The organism is Bradyrhizobium sp. 23AC, from assembly GCF_054863025.1.
On sequence record NZ_JAVAYN010000005.1, the window covers coordinates 277217 to 303031 of the forward strand.

The 25815-nt window shown below is 60.0% G+C and carries 20 protein-coding genes and 1 pseudogene; 11 read left to right on the forward strand and 10 right to left on the reverse strand.

What is annotated here, in order from left to right; translation table 11 throughout:
- The first annotated feature begins 619 nt into the window (after positions 1–619).
- The 3 genes from RAD10_RS15010 (at position 620) to RAD10_RS15020 (ending at position 3960) form a co-directional block, all read left to right on the forward strand.
- Positions 620–1357: a nitrogen regulation protein NR(II) gene (locus RAD10_RS15010; protein WP_461618111.1), complete on the forward strand. Its 738-nt coding sequence runs from the start codon at positions 620–622 to the stop codon at positions 1355–1357.
- A gap of 309 nt (positions 1358–1666) precedes the next feature.
- Entirely contained in the window at positions 1667–3532 is a 1866-nt protein-coding gene (gene nhaA, locus RAD10_RS15015; RefSeq protein WP_461618112.1) for a Na+/H+ antiporter NhaA, read from the forward strand.
- 194 nt (positions 3533–3726) lie between these two features.
- Positions 3727–3960 carry a DUF6894 family protein gene (locus RAD10_RS15020; protein WP_461618248.1) on the forward strand — a complete coding sequence of 78 codons (234 nt, stop codon included), beginning with the start codon at positions 3727–3729 and terminating at the stop codon, positions 3958–3960.
- Positions 3961–4248: 288 nt separating this feature from the next.
- On the opposite strand, the gene hemC is transcribed toward RAD10_RS15020, so the two are convergent.
- The 7 genes from hemC to RAD10_RS15055 all read right to left on the reverse strand — a co-directional run bounded on the left by hemC (position 4249) and on the right by RAD10_RS15055 (position 9202).
- Positions 4249–5184 (reverse strand): hydroxymethylbilane synthase, encoded by a 936-nt coding sequence (hemC, locus tag RAD10_RS15025; RefSeq protein WP_461618113.1) that lies wholly within the window; start codon positions 5182–5184, stop codon positions 4249–4251.
- Between the two features lie 11 nt (positions 5185–5195).
- Entirely contained in the window at positions 5196–5441 is a 246-nt protein-coding gene (locus tag RAD10_RS15030; RefSeq protein ID WP_461618114.1) for a hypothetical protein, read from the reverse strand.
- Between the two features lie 64 nt (positions 5442–5505).
- Positions 5506–5979, reverse strand: coding sequence for a cytochrome C (locus tag RAD10_RS15035; protein WP_461618115.1), 474 nt, complete (start codon positions 5977–5979; stop codon positions 5506–5508).
- Positions 5966–6208, reverse strand: a complete 243-nt coding sequence (locus RAD10_RS15040; protein ID WP_461618116.1) for a hypothetical protein — start codon at positions 6206–6208, stop codon at positions 5966–5968. The genes RAD10_RS15035 and RAD10_RS15040 overlap by 14 nt, the downstream gene beginning before the upstream one ends.
- A gap of 9 nt (positions 6209–6217) precedes the next feature.
- On the reverse strand, positions 6218–7546 hold the full coding sequence (locus RAD10_RS15045; protein ID WP_461618117.1) for a c-type cytochrome: 1329 nt from the start codon (positions 7544–7546) through the stop codon (positions 6218–6220).
- Complete coding sequence (locus tag RAD10_RS15050) at positions 7543–8943, reverse strand: cbb3-type cytochrome c oxidase subunit I (protein ID WP_461618118.1); 1401 nt, start codon at positions 8941–8943, stop codon at positions 7543–7545. The genes RAD10_RS15045 and RAD10_RS15050 overlap by 4 nt, the downstream gene beginning before the upstream one ends.
- Positions 8944–8998: 55 nt before the next feature.
- Entirely contained in the window at positions 8999–9202 is a 204-nt protein-coding gene (locus RAD10_RS15055) for a hypothetical protein (protein WP_461618119.1), read from the reverse strand.
- Between the two features lie 642 nt (positions 9203–9844).
- Between RAD10_RS15055 and RAD10_RS15060 the strand changes: the two genes are divergently transcribed.
- Positions 9845–10318 (forward strand): cytochrome b, encoded by a 474-nt coding sequence (locus tag RAD10_RS15060; RefSeq protein WP_461618120.1) that lies wholly within the window; start codon positions 9845–9847, stop codon positions 10316–10318.
- Between the two features lie 469 nt (positions 10319–10787).
- Here the strand turns inward: RAD10_RS15060 and RAD10_RS15065 are convergent.
- A pseudogene (locus RAD10_RS15065) lies at positions 10788–11821 on the reverse strand (IS110 family RNA-guided transposase).
- A 492-nt stretch (positions 11822–12313) separates the two neighbouring features.
- Between RAD10_RS15065 and RAD10_RS15070 the strand changes: the two are divergent.
- Positions 12314–13807, forward strand: a complete 1494-nt coding sequence (locus tag RAD10_RS15070) for an MHYT domain-containing protein (protein WP_461618121.1) — start codon at positions 12314–12316, stop codon at positions 13805–13807.
- A gap of 441 nt (positions 13808–14248) precedes the next feature.
- On the opposite strand, the gene RAD10_RS15075 is transcribed toward RAD10_RS15070, so the two are convergent.
- Positions 14249–14659 (reverse strand): cupin domain-containing protein, encoded by a 411-nt coding sequence (locus tag RAD10_RS15075; protein ID WP_461618122.1) that lies wholly within the window; start codon positions 14657–14659, stop codon positions 14249–14251.
- A 661-nt stretch (positions 14660–15320) separates the two neighbouring features.
- Between RAD10_RS15075 and RAD10_RS15080 the strand changes: the two genes are divergently transcribed.
- The 6 genes from RAD10_RS15080 (at position 15321) to RAD10_RS15105 (ending at position 24535) form a co-directional block, all read left to right on the forward strand.
- Positions 15321–15797: a redoxin domain-containing protein gene (locus RAD10_RS15080; RefSeq protein WP_461618249.1), complete on the forward strand. Its 477-nt coding sequence runs from the start codon at positions 15321–15323 to the stop codon at positions 15795–15797.
- A gap of 635 nt (positions 15798–16432) precedes the next feature.
- On the forward strand, positions 16433–17626 hold the full coding sequence (locus tag RAD10_RS15085; protein WP_461618250.1) for an efflux RND transporter periplasmic adaptor subunit: 1194 nt from the start codon (positions 16433–16435) through the stop codon (positions 17624–17626).
- Positions 17623–20796, forward strand: coding sequence for an efflux RND transporter permease subunit (locus tag RAD10_RS15090; protein WP_461618123.1), 3174 nt, complete (start codon positions 17623–17625; stop codon positions 20794–20796). Before RAD10_RS15085 ends, RAD10_RS15090 begins: the two co-directional genes overlap by 4 nt.
- 65 nt (positions 20797–20861) lie before the next feature.
- The gene (locus RAD10_RS15095; protein ID WP_461618124.1) at positions 20862–21779 is read left to right on the forward strand and encodes an NADP-dependent oxidoreductase; all 918 of its coding nucleotides are present in this window, start codon (positions 20862–20864) and stop codon (positions 21777–21779) included.
- 88 nt (positions 21780–21867) lie between these two features.
- A complete protein-coding gene (locus tag RAD10_RS15100) occupies positions 21868–22323 on the forward strand; it encodes a (2Fe-2S)-binding protein (RefSeq protein ID WP_461618125.1) in 456 nt (151 codons plus the stop codon).
- A gap of 4 nt (positions 22324–22327) precedes the next feature.
- A complete protein-coding gene (locus RAD10_RS15105) occupies positions 22328–24535 on the forward strand; it encodes a xanthine dehydrogenase family protein molybdopterin-binding subunit (protein ID WP_461618126.1) in 2208 nt (735 codons plus the stop codon).
- Positions 24536–24999: 464 nt separating this feature from the next.
- Here the strand turns inward: RAD10_RS15105 and RAD10_RS15110 are convergent, their stop codons facing one another.
- Positions 25000–25533: a DUF1993 domain-containing protein gene (locus RAD10_RS15110; protein WP_461618127.1), complete on the reverse strand. Its 534-nt coding sequence runs from the start codon at positions 25531–25533 to the stop codon at positions 25000–25002.
- Between the last annotated feature and the right edge of the window lie 282 nt (positions 25534–25815).

Sequence of the window (25815 nt, forward strand, 5' to 3'; positions counted from 1 at the left end):
GGTGTGGTATTGCGAAGACTTGGCGTTACAAGCCAGAACCGCCGGTTTGACGAGCAGACAATCATGTAAGGGACCACGCGATCGCACGACGGGCGAAAGCACGATGGCGGCAAGCTCGAATGCTATGTAAAGAACGTCCGTTTCAGTTTTAAGGAAGACACTGGCCGACCATGGCTCTCGTGGTCCAAGGGAGCCCGGCGCGATGGCGCTGCTAGTTCAGGTAATTTGTTGCGCGCACTAGCATTGGTGCCTGAAGCGGTCGGGCCGCTGCTTCGCCGACGTCCTCGGCGTCCGGATATCCTTGCGGGTGGGGAACCGCGAAGTATGGGGCAGGTCCTCGCAATGCTTTGCCGTAATGGTACTCGCGCTTCCGGCCGCGGCGGGATGTAGGCGGGCGCTTCTGGCTAACGAGGCGCCCGCGGCGCCATTGCTATTACTGAGAACTCGGATGAACCGCGGCAGAGCTATTCCGATAACAGCCGGCTATCGACTTCATGGCGAGAGGTGATTTTCGTTTCCACCGTCGTTGGCCCAATCTAAATCCATCATCGCCCGTTCTCGACCGTGGCCGCAGTTGCCGACGATACTTCGGAACGATCCGATGCCAGGAGATCCCGAAATGCACATCGACGAGACATTCCCCGGCGCCGTCGAACGCCCGCTGCTGGAGGACGTGGTCGTGCTCGTGGACGGGAGCGGTGCTGCGATTGAAGTGGAGCGTGCGGTCAGAAGGATGAGCTGCGTGCGCGATGGTGGTGGCGCCCGCACGTTTAGATGTGTGGAGATCAAAGTCGTCGGGTCCGACGGCGAGGTATCGGGGATTTTGCGCAATACCGATCCGCCGCGCGACTCGCGAGGCGCGTTCGCTGGCGGGGGGCCAAGGGCGGCGAGGATAGCGGACGTGACGCAGTTCGTCCACGAAATCAATAACCTTCTCACCGTAATCGGGAGCGGTCTGCGGGAAGTCGAGCGTCAGAGCGATGATGCGTACTGGAAGGCTATCTTCGACAAAATGCAGGAAGCGATCACACGAAGCGCATTGCTTAGCCGGCAGCTCCTCGACGCAGCGAGACCGCGCCCAAAGTCTAATGGTGGATCTATAACAGGCAGTCGGCTCCCAGTGATAGCGGGGAAGCTTGACGGGGTGTTGCGGCCAGACGTTTCCGTCCGCACGGAAATCGCCCCTGAGTTATGGGCCTTCAATGCCGACCCGGAACAGCTGTACTTCGCCTCGGCCCATGCAATGCCGACCGGCGGCGTGATTACTGTCGCGGCGCGGAACATCGAGTCTTCCGCCGGCACGGCCGGAGAGTTTGTCGAGATTTTCGTCGCCGACGACGGAGAGGGCATGCCCTAGAATGTTCTGTCGCAGGCCTTCATCCCATACTTCACGACAAAGCTCAAAGGTAGCGGCACCGGACTCCCCAGGTCCGGCACTTCGCCGACAGACAAGATGGCGCGGTCTGGATAGAGAGCGGGCGGGGTGTCGCAACCGTGGTGCGGCTCTTCCTGCCGCGCGTGCAGTCAGCTGGGCTCTCCTGCAGCCTCGTCGACACCGTGATTGCATACACGCCATCACCCGATGGTGGCGTATTTCAAATCTTCAACACCGCGACGGCGGCGCCGAGGTCGTGGCCAGGCGCGAACACACCGGACCGGCTCAGTGATGAAGCTCGTATTCCCATCAGGCCGACTTGATCGTCCGGTTGATCACAATACGGAGCATGTGCTCGGGTCCCCTGACGCCGAGATCTCGCTAGTCGAGTACGGCAGCTACGCGTGTCCACACTGCAGGGCCGCCAACGACCTCATCGCGCAGGCGCGCGACCAACTCGGCGACCGTGTCTGCTATGTGTTCCGTCACAAGCCGCTCACAGACAACAGCCTTTCCTTTCGGGCCGCACAGATCGTGGAGCTTGCTGAAACGCCCGAAGCGTTCTGGTGGGCACACATCAAGCTTATGACGAGATCGGCACAGCTCACAGAAGATGATCTCTTCGCGGTGGCCGCCGACCTCGGTGTGAACGCCGACCTCTCGCTTAGCGACAGCGAAGCCGTACGGCGCGCGAGGTCGAGAGTGGAGTTGGACATCGCAAGCGCGCGCGCGAGCGGAGTGAGAGTCACGCCGACCTTCTACATCAACCGCCGGCGTTACGACGGGCCCTGGGACGAGAGTTCTTTCGTTGATGCGATGCTTGGCACGCTAGGCCATCGAGTCCGGACGGCTGCCTTGGATTTTGCGAGCTGGGGCCCGTCCGCCGGAATTTTGCTCGTCCTCGCGGCCGTGGCGGCGATCGTCTTGACGAACTCGCCTATCGGGCCGCACTTCGAGGCGCTCTGGCGTCGCGAGTTCGGCGTGAGCTTGGGCAACGTAGCCTTTCGGATACCGGTCTTTAATTGGGTCAATGACGGGCTGTTGACAGTGTTCTTCCTGGTCGTGGGATTGGAAGTCAAGCGCGAGATGACGGTGGGCCATCTCGCAAGCCGTCGTTCGGCCGCGCTTCCGATCGCGGCCGCGCTCGGCGGCATGGTCGGACCGGCGCTTCTGTATGCGCTAGTGATCCCTGCGGGGCCGTGGTCGCACGGATGGGGTGTCCCGATGGCAACCGACACCGCGTTCGCCGTTGCCTTGATTGCTGTGATGGGCTCCCGCGTTCCCGTCGAGCTGCGTATCTTCCTCACCGCGACGGCCATCGTTGACGACATCGGCGCGATCGTCGTCGTCGCTGCGGTTTACTCCGGTGAGATCCATGCCGCCTACCTTGCTGCGGCCGCGATAGTTGTAGTTTTGCTGGTGCTGCTGAGCCGATCTGGAGTCTACCTTCTCTCGCCCTACATCCTGTTGGGCGGTGCGCTGTGGGTTTCCGTATACGCGGGCGGCCTCCACGCTACGTTGGCCGGGGTGGTACTTGCGTTGTTCATTCCGACGAGACCGCCCGCCAATTTGGCCGCCCTGATGACGCAGGCGAGCACCATCATAGCGTCCGAGGCCCGGCACGAGGGCGAAGTTCTCAGGCACGGTCCCTCCACTTCGGCTCTGCACGCGCTCGACGCAATTTATGAGAGACTCGAGTCGCCCGCCGATCGGCTGCTACGATACGCCGGCGCGCGATCGAGCTACGCTGTCCTCCCAATCTTCGCATTGGCGAATGCCGGAGTGACGATCAACCCAGGCGTCTTCGTAGGCCATGGTCGGCTCACGACCGCGATCGTCGCTGGTCTCGCTTTAGGAAAGCCGCTCGGCGTCTTCCTCGCGGCCGCCGCGGCCGTGCGCACAGGCATAGCGGTCAAGCCGGACGAGTACACGTGGCGGCAGTTGGGCGGGGCAGGAGCCCTCGCTGGGATTGGTTTCACGATGTCGCTCTTCATCGCCGGTCAGGCATTTCCAAGCGCCACGGACTTCTCGGCCGCAAAAATTGCTGTGTTCGCTGCCTCGCTTCTTTCTGCCGCCGTTGGGACTGTCCTGCTCTGGGGAGCTACGCACCGGGAGCTTATCGGAGATGCGTCGCGGAGCGTCGGCATGAAATCGTAATAGCCTGCGGCGCTTATGGAAAATGGAAGGGAGATGATTCGCCCTACCTGCCAGTGTGACGAGGTAGTGCGCTTGTTTCACAACCGAGCGTGAAGCCTGGGGTGCACCCGGTCGAGATCTCTCGGCATCCCGTCGTCGATGAAACCAGCAACGCTGCAGTATCGTGGCCAACGGTTGCGTTTGAAGGAGTCGAAATGACGCACGTATATTTCCACTGCTCGAACACCAAGAAGGTTTTCGTCGATCGCCGCGGCGCCGTGGTGGACGATCTCGCTGAAGCGCGGGATCGTGCGAACCGTATCGTACACTCCCTCACAAGAGAGCGTAGCCTCGAGGATTGGCGCGATTGGGTTCTGCATGTCAGCGATGATGAGGGCGATGAGCTCTTCGTTGTGCCCTTCACGTTCGTGCTCGGCGAGCCGAATTAAGGTCGCCGTGTTCCGGGCAATGACCCTTGGGCCAAGGCGCATATGCCCCGCTTGAAATGTAGGCGGCTGCAGCCTGACAAAGTTATGTTCAGCGTCACTCAGCAAGGTCAAGATTGACCCGACGCGCCGACACGAATGCGGAGGAGGGCGCGAGCGCGCTGGGCAACAAACGCGCTCGCCAGATTTGCGTTTAGGTGGTGGGCCAAGCGTTAGGCTTTGCAGCTGATCGCGCTGAAATCGCATGCTGTCTGCCAGGCCCCGAGTCCGTCGTCCTGCCAGGCATCGAATTCAGGTTGGCGTTTGCTCTTCCATGATACGATGTACGGTCTTCAGTATCTCGTCCGCACCTTGCTGAAGAAGTTTGCGCCCGAGACGTATGCCTATCGCCTCGGCTTGATCGGCCGGACCAACCGATTCATCAGCAATCTTCGTGTGGCCATCTGGATGAGTCACCTGTCCTCGAAGCATTAATGTCCCGGCGACCCATGTGGCGGAAACACCGACGGGTAAGCCGCAACCAGCATCGAGACTTCTCATCAAGGCGCGCTCTGCATCTACTTCGGTGCGCGATCTCCGATCTTCAATCTTCTTAAGCACTGCTATGAATGCCGTATCCTCTTCGCGAGCTTCGACCGCAAGAGCGCCTTGGCCGACTGCATACGGAAAGACATTAGCGTCTAGAACCTGTGAGGCCTCATGTAGCAGCCCTAGCCGGGACAGCCCTGCCGCTGCCAATAGAGTAGCGTCTATTCCGTCTCGGATCTTTGCCTTACGAAGCCTTGGAGGAACATTCCCACGGATGGGTCGAACATCGAGACCACTGCATAGAGCGAGAAGTTGCGCTTTGCGGCGAATTGATCCGGTGCCGACGCGTAGCCCCGGTCGTAGCTGATCCAGAGTAGCGCCACAAATCGCGTCACGAGGATCCTCCCTCTTGGGAACAGCCGCTAATACCAAGCCCGGCCGCAATCTAGTCGGAAGATCCTTGAGAGAATGAACGACCAGGTCAACTTCTTTGCGCATAAGCGCATCTTCGCTCTCCTTCGTGAATGCTCCGACTCCGCCAAACTGTTGAAAGGACGACCGTCGATCTCTATCGCCAACCGAACTTGTGAAGACAATTCTTACCTCAGCGGCCGGCTCGACGACGTGAATAAGATTGGCGACGTGACTGGCTTGCCAGCGGGCCAGGTCACTTCGCCTGGTGCCGAGGCGAATTTCCATGATAAAACCTCTTATTTGTTGAGTAGCTCGCCGCAGGATGCGGACGGATAGTCCTCGGACGATAGCGGCGATGATTTTTCAGCTTTCATTCGCTGATATTCCGAAGCGGCCTCTTCGGCCGTCGCGAAGTTCTTGCTATAGATGAAGTTTTCGCAACCATTGCTGATGCGGGCGTAGTAGGGCTTTCGCCGCCTAGTATAGTCCGACCGCTTCCTGACGCCGGGGAAGCCGTGTTTGTTGACTATGGTGCGTGGCATGTGAGCTTGATCCCGGCTACTGGGCGAGGCCCCTCATCGTTAAGCTTGCTTTCCTCGCGGCGCGCTATTTGAACGGATTCATTGACGCGGAGTAGGTTGGCGTTTTGGCGTAGTCCGCCGGAACGTTCCAAAGCGTTGCAATATACCAGGCGGTCCAAGCAACGATCAGGAGGCTCAGCACCCACACCCAAACAGGGATCGGCGAGGGCGATTCCGCCCGGTGCGGCTCGAATGGCTCTTCGGCTCCAAACGCGTTGACTATGAAGCGCAGCGTACCGTGAACGAGGGCCCCATCACCAAGCCCGCTAACTGTGATCCCCGGGCCATTGCGAACCTGGAATCGGAGGCGTCGGACGCCGACCTGGCCGGTGGCGTCCTGGGCTTCGATGCGCAGGGCGTGCTCGCCGTCGGCAAGGCTCTTTGTGTCGAGCGCTATCTGCGCTGGCGGCTGCTGATCAGTCACGGGATCGGTCGCTTCGTCGAGATAGATTCGGATGCGCGGATCGGACACGTGCTGCATTCCTTTAACGGTCGGCATGCAGGACCCGATATTTTGGATGATTGGGATCCCGTTCGCCGGGGGCGATGAGCATCCACACCGCCGCCACGATGCAGCTGAGTGTCACGAGCCCGGCCCCGCCCGCCACCAGAACGTTGCCGAGCAGTGGTCCGGCAAGGCTAGGACCGCCAGCGCCACCAGCGGTCGCAGGCGAAGTGCAGAGGTAGCCGAGCGCCGAGAGAATCCAGGCCGTAATCGCATCGGTCATCGTCGCCTCCTATTGTTCGGCGCGGAGCTTCGTGATCTCGGCAGGCGTCACCAACGGCCCGTGGTTACCCCATGACGTGCGCTCGTGATTGATGATATCGGCGATCTGCTGATCAGAGAGTCGGTCAGCGAACGGCGGCATCTCCACTTCGTACTTCTGGCCGTCGATGGCCTTGCCGCTAAGGCCGCGCAGCATGGTGGTGATGTGTTCGGCAGGATCAGTGGCATTAACGACCGGATCGCCGGCAAGTGGCGGAAATGTGCCGGGAACGCCTTTGCCCTCGGCACCGTGACAGACGCCGCAGTTGTCGGCGAAAAGCTTCGATCCTTCCGCAGCATCGTACGTCGGTGCCGGCGCCGCTACCGGCGAGACCTGTTTCGGCGTCGTTGTCTGCTTCTGCAATGGTTCGTTGGCGCGGGCCGCGACGACATCAGCCGCACTGATTAAGGCACCACGATTGCCCCACGAGGATCGTTCGTGATCTATGATGTCAGCAATCTGCTGATCAGACAGTTGATCGGCAAATGCCGGCATTTGCGCTTCATAGCTCTGGCCATTGATTACGTGCCCGCTAAGTCCGTGCAGCACAGCGCCAATATGTGCAGTGGGATTGGCGTCGTTAACCACCGCATCTCCAGCGAGCGGCGGAAACGTTCCCGGCACACCCTTGCCTTCCGCGCCATGGCAGGATGCGCAATTGTCGGCGAACAATGCAGCACCCTTGGTGGCGTCAAACCCCAGGGATCCGCTCGAAGGGCTCTCAGTCGCAGCGCGGGACTGTGTCGGAATGAGCGGGGGCTGCTTCAGCGACAACAGATAGGCAACTAGCGCCTTGCCGTCGTCGTTGGGGATGACGGTGCTCCCTGGCGCGAACTGGGGCGGCAATGGCACCGCTTTCTCCCCTGGAGGTAGTTTGCCCACAGTCCTGAACAGCCAAGGGAAGGCCGGCATGATCGATTGCGGTACAACTGCACGCGGTTGATAGAGATGGATGTACTGCCATATGCTACTTGATTGCCGCGTGCCGATATTGCTTAAGTCTGGACCGTTTCGCTCCGAGCCTAGCAATTCCGTAGTCTGGTAGGCATAATCGCCCGGAGCAGACGGACGGCCAAACGGCTTATCTCCGGAGAGCGGACGTACTTGCTGAGTGTGGCAATAGAAGCAGCCTTCTGAGACATAAACATCTCGCCCCCGCGCCTCAATCGGAGTTAGTGGTTTAAGGCCCGGCGTTGGCGGTACTTTCGACAGCCAGATCCCCGGCAGCACGCCCATAAGAACCGCTAATCCAGTGTAGATCAGCGTTGAACCGCCAGAAATGGCCAATGTCCTGTTCATGCTGGCACCGTCTTGGCTGCTGCAAGCTCGGCGCAGGACCTACCGTAGGTCATCGTCCAGACGTTGAAAGCGAAGACTAGATGGCCGGCGAACATCAGGGAGCCGCCGATGGAGCGCCACATCCAGTATGGCGCGGCATCTTCGACCGACTGGATGAAGGTGAGTCCTCGGAACCAATCGAACCCCTGAATGGTGCCGGCGGCCGACAGCGCCGCAACATAGATGACTACACCGACGGCAGACAGCCAAAAATGAATGCCCATCGCTAGGTTGTAGGGATACTTCCCGGTTGCGCGCGGCAACAGTGCATAGATGCCGCCCCAGATCGCGAAGGTGACGAAGCCATACATCGTGAGGTGCGAGTGCCCTACCGTGTAATTCGTCAGATGCCAAAGCTGCTGCAGCGAACGAAATGCCTCGAGCGTGCCTTGCGCCGAACCCAGTAAATAGCCGTAGACGCCGACGAGGATGAAAACCGCGGGCGAGCGATATATCCATTCGTGAGTCCCCCGGAAGGTGAGAAGGAAGTTTGCGGAGCCGCTCAACACTGGAACGAGCATGGCCACACTGAAGACGATAGCTGTAGTCTGCAGCCACCATGGTAGTGGACTGAATTCAAAATGATGAGCGCCGATGATGGGATAAAAGATGAGGTTGGTCCAGAATGCAAAGACGCCTAGAGAATATGAATAGATCGGCCGGTTAAGGAGCTTCGGCAGCGCATAGTAGGACACACCGAGTGATAGAGGCGTGAACCATAGTCCGACGGCGTTATGCATGAAGAAGGCCTGTACCGCGACCTGACCCAGGCCGTACTGATACCAGGGCAACATCGACACCGCGACCATAACAATCGTCCACAGTGTGCCGCCGATAGTATACCAGTTAGAAATATAGATATGCTCGCCATCCCGGCGCTCGACAGTGGCGATCATATTCAAGGCCGCGGTGATCAAACCAAGTCCAAGGATTACACGAATCCACCACAGCCATTCGCGATACTCCTGGCCGTAGGTGAACCCGAGATCGAGCGTGACCGTGCCCAGTACCGCGGCAAGATTAAGGAGCGCAAGACTGATCCATGCGAGGCGCTCGCTGTAGAGCCTTACGCCAGAACTGCGAGCAGCGACGAACAGCGCAAGCCCAATCAGCGCCTGGCTCGCCCAGGCATAAAATGTTCCGCTGGTGTGTATCGCGCGCAGCCGACCGAACGACAGCGTCGGCGTGGTCGCGAAATCGGGGTAAGCGAATTTGAAGCTGACGAGGAGCCCCACGGCCGTGGCGAATACAAGCCAGATTGTGGCCGACGCCACGTACGCCGCGAGCACCCGCGCCAAAACGCGGTCATCCGGAGGGAGCGCGCGAAGTGGAATTGCTGCAGGGCTACCTGACATCATCCGTCTCCTCGACGACGTTATTCAGCGTTGCCCTGAGGGCACCAAAAGCGTGACGTCAGCGGCGCTGCAACCGGGCGGCTTGATCGAGAAAATCCGCCGCGATCAAGTTGTACACTTCTTTGTGGCTGGGCGGGCCGAAGGCATGGAGCGTCTCGCCAATCTTGATCGCCGTTACGTACCGGTCACCATCTTTCCATGGCCTACCGAAATAGCCGACCTTACCACCTACTGAGGTCGGTATTACGCCGTTGCTTTGCATGTGAGCCTCCCGGCTTCTCGAACTGATCGCGTGTTGGTGACGCCCTTTGAAAGCTGCGGTCGACGACGCGTTGGACAATGAGCTTGCAAGACCGCCAAAGGAAATCACCTTTCGACATAGAGTCGATAGACGACCGTTATTGGCGACCGACGGCGTCGTGGCGAGGAATGTCACCCGTCGCGTCTCCAGAGATCCAGGTTGCCGTATGCCGATCGCCTTGTTGGCGACACGGTAAGCGAGCGGCGTCGTGGAACGAGCCAAGTCGAGTTGTCCGAAGGCGCGAGCGCGGGTCTCTTGGGCCTGCAGGCATTCCACGCTATGACGTCGCCACGCCGCGGAGGCGGCAATAACGATTGCCTATCGAATCTATGGCTAAAGGTGAGTTCACGCGCCGCAGTTACAGGGTCATTCTTCAACCAGCGTCGTTCAAATGCTAAATGCCGCCAACGGGACGCGACCAAGCGGAAGGCAACGAGTTGTCCGCCGGCATATTGAACCAGAGGTAATCCGCGCTCACATCTCTCGCAACGCGGCGCAACAGTTCATCAAATGCCGCAGCGCTCTTAAAGTTAGGTAATCGCTTTGCGCAGCACTTCTTCTCGCTACGGCGCCGGCGCCCGATTGTTCCATTGGTTGACGGTCATGCTGGTTCTTGTTGCTTATGTGCTGAGCAGTGGCGATGGCTACTCGCTCTATTCCGCCTCCGCGGACGGGCTCCGAAGGATACACGAGACGCTCGGGGTTCTTGTCTTTGGTGTCGTCGCACTGCGGTTGATATGGCGCCTGATCGGCGGCGCGCCAGTGAAGCAGCCGATGCCGCGATGGATGACCCTAACCGCGCAGCTCGTCCACTTCGCGCTTTATGTGTTGCTCATTGCGATTCCTACGACGGCCGTGCTTGGTACCTGGCTTGAGGGGATCCCCGTCACCCTTCCCGGATTCGACATCGCTCCCCAGATCACGAAGGCGCGTAGTCTTGGTCATCTGATCATGGGAATACATACCACGCTGGGTTACACCATCCTCTGGGTTGCCTGCGTGCATACAGCCGCGGCTCTCTTCCACTACGTTTATCTGCGCGATGAAGTGCTTCAGTCTATGATTCCCGGCGCATGAATGATTAGTCCGAGCACCGCGGAGAGCTGTGTTCTCTCTGAACTTTGCGATGTACGCTTGCAAACTCACTTAATCTAATGCGCCGCCGCTCCAACCGACGGGAGCTCCTTGAGACGGCGCACTGACACAAATACGGTAGATGTGTCAAAGTCCGTGCAGTCTTGCAGGATGCCGAAGCCGCCTCAGACCGCCGTTGTTAGGGCGTGTACTCATCTGTGGACGCCCCGCGAGATGCAAGCGATTTTTGAAGACGTGCGGCACGTGGTCGGATGCGGCCATCTGTCCGGCCTCTGATGGTGCAGCGATGAAGCTGCGGGCCCGTATGGGAGTTCGCGGACCGGAACCAAATCATAAATGCGTGCTCTAGGCACGATGAGTACATCTGGTTCTTCCGGCCCCGTCTCGCCGACTGTTGCGCCATACACTCCTTCGACCGACTACACCTCTGACGACCTCTGGCCCGCCAAGATTACGCCTTGGCGGCAACCGGAGCTCTATAGTTTTCGCACTTGACGAGTAGCGCCCAGACGATCCGCGCCATCTTGTTCGCGAGCGCGACGGTTACCAGCATCCGCGGTTTGCGAGCCAGCATCTGTTCGAGCCACGAACCCCTTGGCGCACCGCGTTTGCTCGCCTGTTGCACGACCGCGCTGCTGCCGATGATGAGGAGGCGTCTGAGCGTGCGTTCGCCCATCTTGGATGTCGCACCGAGCTTCTGCTTGCCGCCTGTCGATCTTTGAAGAGGCGTGAGACCGAGCCAGGCCGCGAAGTCACGGCCTTTGGCAAGGTCTCGGCCGGCGGTGCTAGAGCCGCGATCGCGGTGGCGGAGATTGGGCCAATGCCGGGAACGGTCATTAGCCGGCGCGATACTTCGTCTTCGCGAGCACGTCGCGCGATCTCCTGGTCGAGGTCCGCGACCTTGCCATTGAGCTCGGCTAGCAGGCCCAACATCAATCGGAACATGGCGTGGGTCGCTTTGGGAAGCGAGCTGGCCATCTCTTCTTCCTCGATCAGGTCGGTAAGCATCGCGACGTGCGAAGGCCCCTTAGGTGCGATCCAACCATATTCAGTGAGGTGTCCCCGGATCGCGTTGATGAGCTGAGTTCGCTGCAGCACCAACAGATCACGGGTTCGGAACACCAGACCCGCAGCCTGCTGCTGTTCGCTCTTCACGGCCACGAACCGCATGCTCGGCCGCTGCGCCGCTTCGCAGATCGCTTCGGCATCGATCGCATCGTTCTTTTGCCGCTTCACGAACGGTTTTACATAGGCGGGCGGGATCAGCCGAACTTCGTGGCCAAGCTGGGTCGGCTGACGAGCCCAGTGATGGGCTCCACCACATGCCTCCAGCGCTACCGTGCAACTCGGCTGTGCTGCGAAGAAATCCAACAGCTTTCCTCGGCTGATCCGCTTGCTAAACATCGCTCGACCCCGCTCATCCGCTCCGTGAACGTGGAAAACGTGCTTGGCGATATCCAGACCGATTGTGATAACCTCTGACACGGACGCCTCCCTTAAGTGGTGCTCAACACCTCCACTTTGGCACATCGATGCCGTCGGGCGGGGCGTCCACCCCATCATAAATCCCGGGATTGGTCCGCATCCAAGCGTAGAGCAGACATTGGCCTGACCGGCAGAGACTGTCTGCAATGACCCGACTCGGACATCCGGCAAACGGTGCGCGCATTGATGATACGAGTCCGGCCGATCACCACCAAACGCGGGCTTCGGGTGTCCAGCCACGGCCTGCGCGGGGTTCTGGCTGGTGGTGGCCCATCCGAACCGGTGCCGCCGCCGACCGTGCGGATCGCGCCTCGCTTGAGACAGCCTCGCTGCTGAACTATCGTAGCCCTTGAGGCAACCGAGTCCTTGCCCCATGTTGCTGACAACTGCCCTTGCGTGGCGCAATCGTAGGAGCCGGCATCCGGGGAATGTCGGTTGTGATGCCTCGGATGGTGCCTAGCTCGTCTCTGCTCCGAAATGGGGACGATCCCGATGGTAATAACCCCAACGTACGATCCGTATCTCGTTGCCCTGTCCATTCTGGTCGCTGGCTTCGCGGCTTACACGGCCCTGGATCTGGGCGGACGTGTGGCACTGGCTCAAGGACCCACGCTGGCCCAAGGACCCACGCACCGCATCTGGCTGGCGGCGGCCGCGCTCACCATGGGAGGCGGCATATGGTCGATGCACTTCGTCGCCATGCTCGCATTCGAGCTGCCGTTGCCGGTGTCCTACGATGTTGGCTTGACTGTCCTTTCCCTCGTGCTGGCGATCATTGGCACAAGCGGCAGCTTCTACGTCATCAGTCGCCCGGGCGCATGGCGCTCCCGCCTCGTCCTCAGCGGCGTCTTCATGGGGCTCGGCATCCTCGCCATGCACTACACCGGCATGGCCGCCATGCGGGGACCCCTCGTATTGAGCTACGACCCCCTGTGGTTCGCGCTCTCCGTACTCATCGCGATCGGCGCGGCGGTGGCGGCGCTGTGGCTGGCGTTCGGAACCACGGACCCTGGGCAGAAGCTTGCGGCCGCCATCGTCATGGGCGTCGCCATTTCCGGCATGCACTACACCGGCATGCGGGCGGCCATCTGTACCGCTCAGGCCACGACGGAGAGGGCCAACGAGGTCGCGACCCTCGATCGGACCCCCCTGGCGGTGGGGATCGCCGGTTTCGTGCTCGCCGATCTGGCCGCCCTGTTCGCCTCCGCGTACAAGCGCAAGCGCGCCGACGAGGCCCTGCGTCAGACGCAGGCGGATCTTGCCCATGTCCAACGGGTCACTGCCATGGGAGAGCTGGCGGCCTCCATTACACATGAAGTCATGCAGCCGCTCGGGGCGGGAATGAACAATGCCGGGGCGGCCTTGCGCTGGCTGGGTGCCCAGCCGCCAGATCTGGACAAGGCCCGCGACGCGCTTGGTCGTAGCGTCGAAAACGGACATCGTGCGGCCGAGATCATTGGCCGCATCCGTAGCCTCGTCAAGAAGGAGCCCCCGCGGAAGGATGTTTTGGAGGTCAACGAAGCGCTCGTTGAGGTCATTGCCCTGACCCGTGGCGAAGTGATGAAAAACAATGTCTCGGTGCAGACGCAACTCGCGGAGGGCTTGCCGCTCATTCAAGGAGATCGAGTCCAACTGCAGCAAGTGATCCTTAACTTGATCATCAACGCCGTCCAAGCGATGAGCGGTGTCAGCGAAGGGTCGCGCGAGTTGCTGATCGGCACTGGGAAAGATGCATCGGACAGAGTGCTCGTCTCCGTGCAGGATTCTGGCCCGGGACTCAACCCGGAGAGTTTTGGACGCCTGTTCGACTCATTCTACACCACCAAGCCCGGCGGCATGGGCATGGGGCTATCGATCTGCCGTTCGATTGTCGAAGCTCACGGGGGACGCATATGGGCCACCCCGAACGCCGGACCAGGCATCACCCTGCAATTCACTTTGCCGATCAACGATCAAGCCACGGCATCCGCGCGTTCGGCGGCGTGATCTTCAGAAATTCTCATCGGTCGCCAACAAGAGATGAGGAAGATCGATCACTCCGAGAAGTCTGGTTTTGGGCCCTTTAGCGAACATGCGTTCGTCCGCCGCAGATGTCCGCTTTTGAGGGTACGCAGACCTCGCCATGCCGCACGGGCTCACTCAATTTATGAGCACACGCCTTAGCTGGCGCACTTTGAGTGGCCGAATTGCTGGTTATCAACAAGTATAGCAATATTGAGGTTCGTTGGTTCTGACGTCGCGCAAGTAGTTTAAGCAATCGACTCAAGTGAAGATCTGCGTTGGGTTATCGCAGTTGGCTTGCCGTGAATGTGCAAGCGGTGTGGCTAAGAGCGTTAATGCGATGCAGGCCGGTGAACCGAGTGAACTCTTGCACTCGTCTATTTTTGGCTCCTTGAGAACCGTTGTTGTCTCACTGCGTCTAAAGCGTCAGTTGCTAGGCGTGGTGAGCGGGCTGTCATTGGTGTCAAGGACGAACACAGCGAGCAGCTTCGCCGGCTCGGTCTTGCTTGCGTTGCGGCTGATCGAGTGGAGCGCACCCGGAGATTCAGACCAGCTCTCGCCGACCCGATAGATGCGCGTCCCGCTATCATTTACCTTCGACTCGATCGCGCCTGAGATCACATAGGCATAAATAAAAGCCGATTTCGCATGGGTGTGGGGCGGAGAGGCCGCACCCGGCGCGTAATCGACTTCCACAGCAATTAGCGACTTGCCAGAAATATTGGGAATAGTCGCCTCGAAGTTTTTCGTGACGGTCTGCGCCCGGCTATCATGGGCGCAAATAGGGCCGGTCAATGAGAAGGCTAGAGCGGCGCTGATGATGGTCCGGATCTTCATGAGCTTAATCCTTGCTTTGCGCGCCTCGGGGTGGCTCGTTTGGCTCGAGCGATGCTAAGCTGGCGTCATCTCACGGGGAAATGTCTGACTGTTATGGTTTCCATTCCAACGCGACAATCGTGCTTATGAGGTCGAAGGTGCACGGAGAGGCGGCTCCTTTCTGATCGTTCGGCGGGGGGACCCACGTGCCGCACGCACCTGTCGATTAGGCGTTCCACGTCAACGCCACGCACGACATCATTGACGTGCTGCGATGTCAGTCCGGAATGATAGGCGGCGGTTTCTTGCAGGCTGGGACAGTGACCGATTGCCGAGGCGGTGAGTTTCTGCAGACGCGGACACTCGCATCTGGCTCGAAGTGGTACTGCGCGGCTGGCGGCAATAACTATCGTTTATTGACTTTATGGCGACAAGCGATTTTGCGTCGCCGATGTTCTGGGATCATTCTCCAAGCCAACGTCGTAGAATTCGATCCTGAGACCGACATGCAATGTCGGCCTGAGAAGTTAGAAGGCTCGATATGCCAGACAACCGCCTCGCCAAATCGGCGCGCCGGAGATGGAATCAGCGAGTTGACGTGGTCCTTGGATGCGCGGACCGTTCTTGACGAAGCCGCGGGCGGTTTGAGCGCCATGCGGTTCAAACAGTGAGACCGATAGTGATGCTACAGAACGGCGACAGTTTTCCCTCTCTTACCTTTGCCCGCGTCGGGGGCGGCAGAATCAACTTGCCTGCCGATCTGGCAGGTTGGTTCGGCGTGGTTATATTCCACCGCGGCTCCTGGTGCCCGTACTGCAACGCTCAGCTGGCCGCTTTCGCGCGCGCGGCGGACAAATTCGCCGGTGAAGGCATCAAGGTCGTCTCGGTATCGGTAGACGACCGGGAACAGTCGGAGATGCTCGTCGAAAAGCACGAAATTGGTTTCCCTGTCGCGTACGGTGCTGACGCGCGAGCGGTTTCCGCGGTGACCGGTGCCTTCGTCAATGACGATCCCGTCTGCCTCCAGGCGACCGGCTTCGTCCTGAATCCCGAAGGTCGGGTGGTGACGGCCGTCTATTCGACCCGCGCGATCGGCCGTCTGATGCCTGATGATGTGCTCGGCTTTGTCCGCCACCTCAAATCTTTAGCAAAAAAATAATAGCCAGCGGAGGATTAGCTGGGAGATAGATGAATGCGCAGGTGTCTGGATGGTGTGGCGGACTTTACAGTTCCTAGTGCGTGTCGCTCGCGCAGATTGCGGATGAGCGTCTCTCTGGGCTCGCGACCTAAGTAGCGTCGACGTTGTGTGGGTCATAACGGCGTTATTGCGGATTCGGCGACTCAACGTGGCTCAGAAGTGTCTGCTGAAAGGATACGCCGGGCTCACTGTGCGCTGTGGTCGTGCATTCCGACTATAGAATCACGCCAATCGGAAAGCCGCAATAACAATCGTTTATCGAGTCCATGGCGAATTGTAATTTCCCTTCGCCGCGCTTCAGGGTCACTTTCTAAAGCATCTTAGTACCGCAACTTTGAACGCTGGACTGACACGCGGAACACGATGCTGCTGGAGACTCGAGATGCAACGCAGTGGCGCAATTGAGGCTGTCGCGTCTCTTGGCGGTGCCGTCAGCCAAGTTATCTGCTTCCAAGATATTGCTGCCCGTCCTGCGGTAATTGCCTTTGTATCGATCGAAAATGACCGATTGCCGCAAGATGACACTGTCGACCTGTCTCAGTCAATTCAGCGCTCTAGCTCGTTTGGGAGAGTCGGAAGTGAGTGCGGCTGACGGAATGGCTGTGGCGATCCGGTTCATCCGACGTCCGGTTCGTCGCTTTCGTCGATGCGTCGACGCATCGATCTGTATGCTGTTTGCGCTTGCGCTGGCGGGCTGCAACGAGAAGGCGCAATCGCAGGTGGCGGCGCCTCCGCCGTCGGTGACGGTGGCACAACCGCTCAAACGGACCGTCACTGACTGGGACGAGTTCACCGGCCGGTTCGCGGCGATCCAGGAGGTGCAAGTCCGCGCCCGCGTCGGCGGCTTCGTCACCAGTGTCGAGTTCAAAGACGGCGACATGGTGCACGCCGGTGATCTGCTCTACATCATCGATCCCCGCCCTTTCGAGGCGGTGGCGACCCAAGCCGACGGTCAGCTTGCCGATGCGCGCGCCAAGACACAGCTTGCCAAGCGCGAGCTTGAGCGGGGCCTCACCCTCGTAAAGACCAGTGCTGTCTCCGAGCAAGTCGTCGACCAGCGTCGCGAGGCCTTGGAGGCCGCTCACGCCGCCGAAACTATCGCCGAAGGCGCGCTAAAGGCCGCCCAGCTTAATGTCGAGTTCACGCATGTGGTGGCACCGATCACCGGCCGCGTCAGCCGCCATTTCGTGAGCGTCGGTAACCTCGTGCAGGGGAGCGACAATGGTGGCTCGACGCTGCTTACCACGATTGTGTCGATGGACCCAATGTACATATATTTCGACGTTGACGAGGCGACTTATCTCAAGAACAACAAGCTGTGGTTCGAGGGTAAGCGGCCGAGCTCACGCGATACGCCTAATCCAGTGCAGGTGGCGCTGACCGGCGAAACAAAACCATCGCACGAAGGCCATATGGATTTCATCGACAACCGGCTCGATGTCTCCACCGGCACGCTGCGCAGCCGCGCGATCATCCCGAACCACGATCTATCCATCCTGTCCGGCCAGTTCGGCCGCGTCCGGCTGATTGGCTCCTCGCCCTATGACGCGCTTCTTTTGCCAGATGCAGCGATCGCGACCGACCAGTCGCGCAAGATCGTGTTCGTAGTCAAGGATGACAGCACTGTGGAAGCGCGTGCGTGCGAACTCGGTCCGTTGGATCAAGGATTGCGTGTAATTCGCACAGGCCTGCAGCCGGAGGACCGCGTCATCATCGACGGCCTCCAGCGCGCCCGCGTTGGCGCTAAGGTGAGCCCGCGCAGCGTCGAGATCAGCGGCCGTAAGTCATGAATCTTGGGCGTCTTTCCGTCAGTCAGCCCATTCTGGCGATGGTGCTGTCGATCGTGCTCTTGATTGTAGGCGCGATCGCGTACCAGACACTGCCCGTCTCTGAATATCCGCAGGTAGTGCCGCCTACGGTTACGGTCACCACGCAATATCCCGGCGCCTCGGCACAGACTGTGTCCGACACGGTCGCAGCTCCCATCGAGCAGGAGATCAATGGTGTCGAGGACATGCTGTACTTGTACAGCCAGGCTACCTCCAACGGCCAACTCACCATAACCGTGACCTTCAAGCTTGGCACCGATCTGGATAAAGCCCAAGTCCTGGTGCAGAACCGCGTCGCGATCGCGCAGCCGCGGCTGCCGGAGGAGGTCCAGCGCAACGGAGTAGTCACCCGCAAGAACTCGCCCGACATTCTGATGGTCGTGTTCATGCTGTCGCCCGACGATAGCTTCGACCAGCTCTACATCTCAAATTACACACTGTTGCAGGTGCGCGACCAGCTGCTGCGGATCGACGGCGTGGGCGACATCCAGATGTTTGGCGCGCGCGACTACTCGATGCGACTATGGCTCGACCCCGACAAGATCGCCAGTCTTAGCATGACATCGAGCGACGTCATTGCCGCGGTCCGCGCTCAGAACCTGCAGATCGCCGGCGGCCAGATCGCGGAGCCGCCGATTGCCGATCGCGCATTCCAGCCGAACCTCGTCTTCACCGGCCGCCTCAAGGATATCAGGCAATTCGGGGACATCGTGGTGAAGGCTGGTTCCGACGGGCGTACGGTACGGCTACGCGACGTTGCGCGGATCGAGCTTGGCGCGCTTGCCTACACCACCAACAGCTTCATACTACGGAAGTCAGCCGTTGCGATGGTGGTGACGCAGCGGCCCGGATCGAATGCGCTGGCCACCGCGAAGCATATTTCCGAGACGATGATGAAGCTCAAGGCGAGCTTCCCAAGGGGACTCGATTACAACATCGGCTACAATCCGACCGAATTCATCGCTCAGTCGGTTCATGAGCTGATCAAGACGATCTACGAGGCGATGGGGCTCGTGGTCATCGTGGTGCTGGCATTCCTTCAAGGCTGGCGGCCCGCGATCATCCCAATTGTCGCGATCCCGGTGTCGCTGGTCGGCACATTTGCAGCGATGGCGGCGCTCGGCTTCGGCATCAATAACCTCACGTTGTTCGGCCTCGTACTTGCGGTCGGCATCGTAGTCGACGACGCAATCGTGGTTGTGGAGAATGTCGAGCGACATCTACAGGTCGGTATGAGCCGGCGCGAGGCGGCTCTCAAGACGATGGAGGAGGTCGGCGGCGCGCTGGTCTCGATCGCCCTCGTGCTCTGCGCGGTGTTCGTGCCGACTGCGTTCCTCGGCGGCATCTCCGGGCGATTCTTCCAGCAATTCGCCGTCACGATCGCGGTCGCGACCGCGATCTCTTGCTTCTGTTCGCTAACGCTGTCGCCAGCACTGGCGTCCCAGATTCTGACTCCGCATGAGCGGAAGCGGCTAACGGCACGCTGGAACATCGTTGCGCGTGGCTGGAACGGCTTCACCGCGCTGTTCAATTGCATCTTTGATCGCCTGGCGGATGGCTACGCGGCCGCCGCCGCCTTCGTGATCCGACATATGGTGGTTATGCTCGCAATCTACCTCGCGCTTATCGGCGGCGCCGGCTGGTTGCTCGCGACCACTTCTCAGGGCTTCATCCCGGCACAGGATCGTGGTTACCTGATCATCTCGGTGCAATTGCCGGGCGCCGCGTCGCTGGTGCGGACCACCGCGGTGGTGCGGGAAATCGAGCGAATCGCGCTGGATACACCAGGGATCATCCGTGTGGCGGCGTTTGCTGGCTTCTCGGGCGCGACGCGCACGCAGGCGGGCAACGCCGCGGCGCTGTTCCCCGTCTTCGACGATCCCGAGGCGCGGGTTAGGAAGGGTCTGACTGCGAGCGTGATCACTGCGAATCTGCGAAAGCGGCTGTCGGCGATCCAGGGTGCCTTCATCATCGTTATTCCACCGCCTGCGGTGCCAGGCATCGGCACCGGCGGGGGCTTCGCCATCCGCATCCAGGATCGACAGGGGCGCGGTCCCGAGCTGCTCGGAGCTGCCACGGATGAGCTCGTGGCCGCCGCACGAAAGTCGCCAGACCTAATGTCGGTGTTCTCGCCGTTCACGGCGAATACGCCGCAGCTATTCGTCGAGATCGATCGCGTGAAGGCGCAGAAGCTCGGTGTTCCCATCGCCAGCATTAACGACACGATTCAGACCTACTTCGGTTCGACCTACGTCAACGATTTCAACCTGTTTGGGCGCACCTATCACGTCACCGCGCAAGCCGATCTGCCATTCCGAAGAGAGGCCTCCGATTTGGCGCGGCTGCGCACCCGCAACGCGGGCGGTGACATGGTTATGCTCGGCAGCGTAGTAGACTTCAAGGATATCTCCGGGCCCGATCGTGTCGCGCGCTACAATCTCTACTCAGCATCCGAGCTGCAGGGCGAGCCGGCACCAGGCGTGAGCTCGAAGACAGCGCTCAACACCATCAAGCAATTGGCGAATAAAACATTACCGAGCGGCTTTTCTTTCGAATGGACCGATCTGTCCTATCAGCAGGTGACGGGTGGCAATGCTGGACTGTATGTGTTCCCGATCTGCGTGCTGTTCGTCTATTTGGTCCTCGCGGCACAGTACGGTAGCTGGACCCTGCCACTGGCGGTGATCCTCATCGTGCCGATGTGCCTGTTCGCGGCCACGATCGGCGTGCGCATCATGGGCCAGGATATTAACATCCTGACCCAGATCGGCTTCGTGGTGCTGGTGGGACTTGCGGCCAAGAACGCGATCCTGATCGTCGAGTTTGCTCGGGACATCGAGCTTAGGGGCAAACCGCGCCCGGAGGCGGTTATCGAGGCTTGCCGGTTGAGACTGCGGCCAATCCTGATGACCTCGTTCGCTTTCGTCCTCGGCGTGCTGCCGCTCGTCTTCTCCACCGGGTCGGGATCGGAGATGCGCGAGGCGGTCGGCGTCGCCGTGTTCTTCGGCATGCTCGGCGTCACCCTGTTCGGCCTGATCTTCACGCCGATCTTCTACATGGTGGTGCGCAACCTCGCGGAAGGCAAGAACGAGGGCAAGCCGACCCAGTCGATAGCAGCCGCGGCGGAGTGAGGTTGCGCGATGAGGTCGGAACAGGACTCCACCAAACGGACAAAATGACCGAAGAGGTAATTCCCATGAAGGCGATCATTGTGACCAACCAGGCTGCCGGAACGGCCGGGATGAAGCTCGTGGAGCGGCAGCAGCCGCAGGCAGCAATAAACGACGTCGTAGTTGAGGTTCATGCGTCAGGGTTTACCTGGGATGAGCTGACCTGGCCCTCGAGTTGGACCGATCGCCTCGATCGTAACCGAACACCTTCGATCCCTGGACACGAGCTGGCTGGAGTGGTTACCGCGCTCGGCTACGGCACGACAGGGCTGTCGGTCGGGCAACGAGTGTTTGGTCTCGCCGACTGGTATCACGACGGCACCCTGGCTGAGTATGTGGCAGTCGAGGCCCGCAACCTCGCGCCGCTGCCAGGCGATGTCGATTTTGCGGTGGGCGCGAGCCTGCCGATGCCCGGCCTGACCGCATGGCAGGGACTGTTCGAGCACGGCCGCCTCCAGGCGGGGCAGAGCGTCCTGGCGCACGGCGCGGCTGGCGTAGTCGGTTCTATGGTAGTCCAGCTCGCACGTGAGGCCGGCGCCTACGTCATTGGCACCGGACGTGGTGCCGACCGTCAGAAGGCTCTCGACTTCGGCGCGCAAGAGTTCGTCGACCTCGAGAACGATGTTTTGGAAGACGTCGGCCCAGTCGATCTGGTTTTCGATGTCTTCGGCGGCGACTTCGGGAAGCGGTCTACGGCCCTGATTCGAGCCGGAGGAACGTTGGTGACCATCGCCGGGCCGACCGAGGCACGGCCCTCCAACGGGTTGGGGGTAGATTTCGTCGTCGAGTCCAATCGCGCCCAACTGCGTGAGATCGTCCAGCGGGTGCGGGACGGACGATTGCGGACGAACGTCGGCGCCATTGCGACCCTCAACGATGCCGTCGCCGTTTTCAGCCGGCCCGAGCGGCGCAAGGGGAAGACTATCATCCGCGTTCGTCCGTAGGGACCCGTGCCCATTGATGCATGCAGTCGGCCGGCGCGGTCCCGGATCGACCGCCTGCGTCTTAACCCCTAGCCAACACGAGGCATCCATGGCTTTCACGTTAAAGATCAACGGCACACTCCATGATGTCGATGTCGACGGCGACACCCCGCTGCTGTGGGTGATCCGCGATGTGCTCGGTCTGACGGGGACCAAGTTCGGGTGCGGGCAGGCGCTGTGCGGCGCCTGCACGGTGCATGTCGGCGGTCAGCCGGTCCGCTCCTGCCAGGCCCCGGTCGACAGCATCGGCGATAGCTCGATCACCACCATTGAGGCCATCGACCAGGCGCCAGAGGGCGCGGCCTTGCAGAAGGCGTGGCTGGACCTCGAGGTGGTTCAGTGCGGCTACTGTCAGTCCGGCCAGATCATGTCGGCGGCGGCATTGCTGAAGGACAAGCCGAAGCCGACGGATGATGACATCGACGCGACCATGTCGGGCAACGTCTGCCGATGCGGCACCTATCAGCGCATCCGCGCCGCGATCAAGCGTGCTGCAGGAGTTTGAGACCATGGATGAGCTTGTTCTGAAAGAGCAGATTGTCGATGAAACAGCGATGTCGCGGCGCGCCTTCCTTCAGGGCACAGGTTTGCTGCTTGGTTTTGCGCTGACCAGTGCAAGCACGGAGCCCGTCTTCGCGGCACCTGCCTCGCAGGTGGTCGAAAACGAGGTCACGGGCACTTTCGCGCCGAACGGATTTGTACGGATCAATCCAACCGACGCCGTGACCCTGGTCATTCCGATGATTGAGATGGGCCAGGGCGTTTACACGTCGCTCTCGATGCTTCTCGCTGAGGAACTCGAAGTGAGGCTTGACCAGATTCAGGTTCAGCATGCACCGCCAAATCATGCGCTTTACGTCAATTCAATCATAGGCATTCAAAATACAGGTGGCTCCGCATCAGTCCGTGCCTTCTGGACACCGCTGCGTCAGGCAGGGGCAGTGGGTCGCAATCTGCTGATCGCGGCAGCCGCAAAGCGCTGGAATGTCGATCCAGCGACCTGCCGCGCCAAGGATGGGGTCGTGTTCGATGCATCGGGCTCGAAGCATCTGAGCTACGGCGAACTTGCGAAAGTTGCGGCGAGATTGCCTGTACCGCCTGCGGCAAACGTCAAATTGAAGGATCCGAAGGATTTCACTCTGATCGGCACGCGTGCCAAGCGCGTGGATTCAGCGATAAAGGTCGATGGGCGCGCGCTCTACGGGATCGATACGCGACTGCCGGGTATGAGGGTTGCCGTGGTTGCTATTTCGCCCGTGCTCGGTGGCAAAGCGAAAACAGTCGACGAGAAGGCCGCGCTGGCGGTGAAGGGCGTCCGACAGGTGGTCAATATCGATGAGGCTGTTGCCGTGGTAGCGGATCACACGGGTGCAGCCAAGAAGGGGCTCGAGGCTGCGTCCATCACCTGGGATGACGGCCCGAACGGCAAGATCAGCAGCGCCGACATCGTCAAACAATTGGAGGAGGAATCCCAAAAGCCGGGCGCGGTCGCCCGCAATGATGGCGATGCAAGGAAGGCTCTTGCGAAATCGGCGCAACGGCTTGATGCCATCTATCAGGTGCCTTTCCTGGCCCATGCGGCGATGGAGCCGATGAACTGCACAGTTCATCTGCAGAAGGATCGTTGCGACATCTGGGTCGGGACCCAAGCGCCTACGATCACCCAGTCTCTGGTGATCGAACTCACCGGCTTGCCAAAGGATGCGATCAAAATTCACAATCATCTGATTGGCGGCGGTTTCGGCCGCAGGCTGGAGGCCGATGGTACGGTGCTGGCCGTCAAGATCGCCAAGCACATCGATGGTCCGGTGAAGGTAATCTGGAGCCGCGAGGAAGACATCCAGCACGATATGTATCGGCCGTACTATTTCGATCGGCTGTCGGCCGGACTTGACGCGGCCGGCAGGCCTGTTGCCTGGACGCATCGGATCGCCGGCTCCTCAGTCATGGCTCGCTATTATCCTCCTTACTTTAAGGATGGATTGGACCCCGATGCCGTAGAAGCGGCGGCCGTGCCGCCATATGCGCTGCCCAATATCCACGTCGACTTTGTCCGGGTCGAGCCTCCCGGTGTTCGAACATCTTGGTGGCGCGGCGTTGGACCGACTCACAATGTTTTTGTAGTCGAAAGCTTCATAGATGAGCTCGCTCATGCCGCGAAGCAGGATCCCGTAGCTTATCGCAAGGGATTGCTTGGCCACAATCCGCGAGCGCTCGCTGTTCTGTCGCTTGCGGCGGAAAAAGGTGGGTGGGGATCACCCCTTCCCGCGCGGCATGGCCGCGGAATTTCAGTACAATACGCATACGGGAGTTACATATCGCAGGTTGCCGAGGTCGAGGTGGGGGCCAATGGCTCTGTTAAAGTCAAGCGGATCGTCTGTGCGATTGATTGCGGCATGTACATCAATCCTGATACGGTCGAAGCACAGGTTGAGGGTGGAACGCTTTTTGGGTTGACCGCTGCGCTCCATGGCTCGATCACTTTCAAGGATGGACGCGTCGAGCAGAGCAATTTCGACAACTATCTACCGATGCGTATCGACGCGGTGCCGCTTGTGGAGACGCACTTGATCAAAAATGCGGAAGCGCCAGGTGGCGTTGGTGAAGCGTCGACAGCCATTGTTAGCGCTGCAGTGACCAATGCGATTTTCGACGCGACTGGCAAGCGAGTGCGCAGATTGCCGATAGAGGCGGAGTCGCTGAAATCGTCATCTTAACGCCTCCCAGTAATCCCGTGCGCTTCAGAGCGCAACGATAACGAAAACGAGTGGTCGAGATATACACTGAGTCTCAGCGCACACCTTGTGGGATCTAACCGCTCGAAGAGACCGCCTGAAAGCGTAGAATACTCACGATCGCAAGAGTTGGCGCCGGTCCACTCACACAAAGGGACTTCCTCTCGCCGTCGAAACAAGCCTAACAGCCCACCCGAACCACGCCCGTTAGCCGTGCGGCGACTTCGCCCGTTGCTGCCACAAAAGTTGCCGGCGGACGACCTAACGGCGGCCGCGAGCAAGGTCTGATGCGTTCGAACCTGCTGCCCGTCCTCGAAGCGGGGAAGGTTAGTATGTCGCCGCCAAACCGTGCCGTACGGATGCCCTCTCGCAGAGTGGCCGCCTACGGCATCCGTCAAGCTCGCCTCGCTGCCTTGCCGGATCGTGCCACGCGCCGCGCCCGCCTCTCACGAGTAGTCAGCGCCACTCTGCTGAGCAAGATTGCCGAGGTAGTCGCGCTTTCCGATTTTGGCTCCGAGCTGCCGGAGGATCGCGTGCGCAACTGAGATATGGAAAAAGAAATCCGGTAGTACTAGGTGTCGGATGTAGTCGTTGCCTCCGAACCAGCCACGAACGATAGGCGGCGTAAGTTCGTATGTGTGAGACTGCGCACCGGCGATCGCGTCCGGCTGCACATTTTGCAGGAAGCTGCGAGTTTCAATGAGTCTCCTATTCAACGCCGGATACGACATCGGGATGTTGCGTGGTTCCGGCGGAGATTCTTGCATTAATTTTGCCATGTGTGCCTCGACCTTATTGCAACTCACGGAGAACTGTTCTCCGAAAGTGAGCATGTCGGGCGCAAGCCTCTCGCCGAGAATCCTCCCGGCCTCAAACCCTTTAGACCGTTCGAGCGCCTTAGCGTCGTCGAGATATTTATCCATCACGTTCAGTCCATGTACCATGACAGGAACGGTGATTTCATAGACCGAGAATGACACCTGACCTCCTCGCGCTCGTTTGTACTCTAAACGTCAGTTCGGACCCCGTAGATCGATAACCGAAACGAATGGCCATGATGACTTCATCTTTGTTGCGGCGTGATACACGAAAACTTGCCGGATTCGATATTGCCCTGCGTGAAGCGCGAACAAGGAGAGAGCGCGCATGCATGCGGTCGTCTAATGAGGACAGGAGGTCCGCTCGTGTTAATTCGGGGGCTCGGCGGGGGACATGAGCCCTCCAAGCAATCGGTGCGCTACTCGGTAGAGATCGTCTGTCTG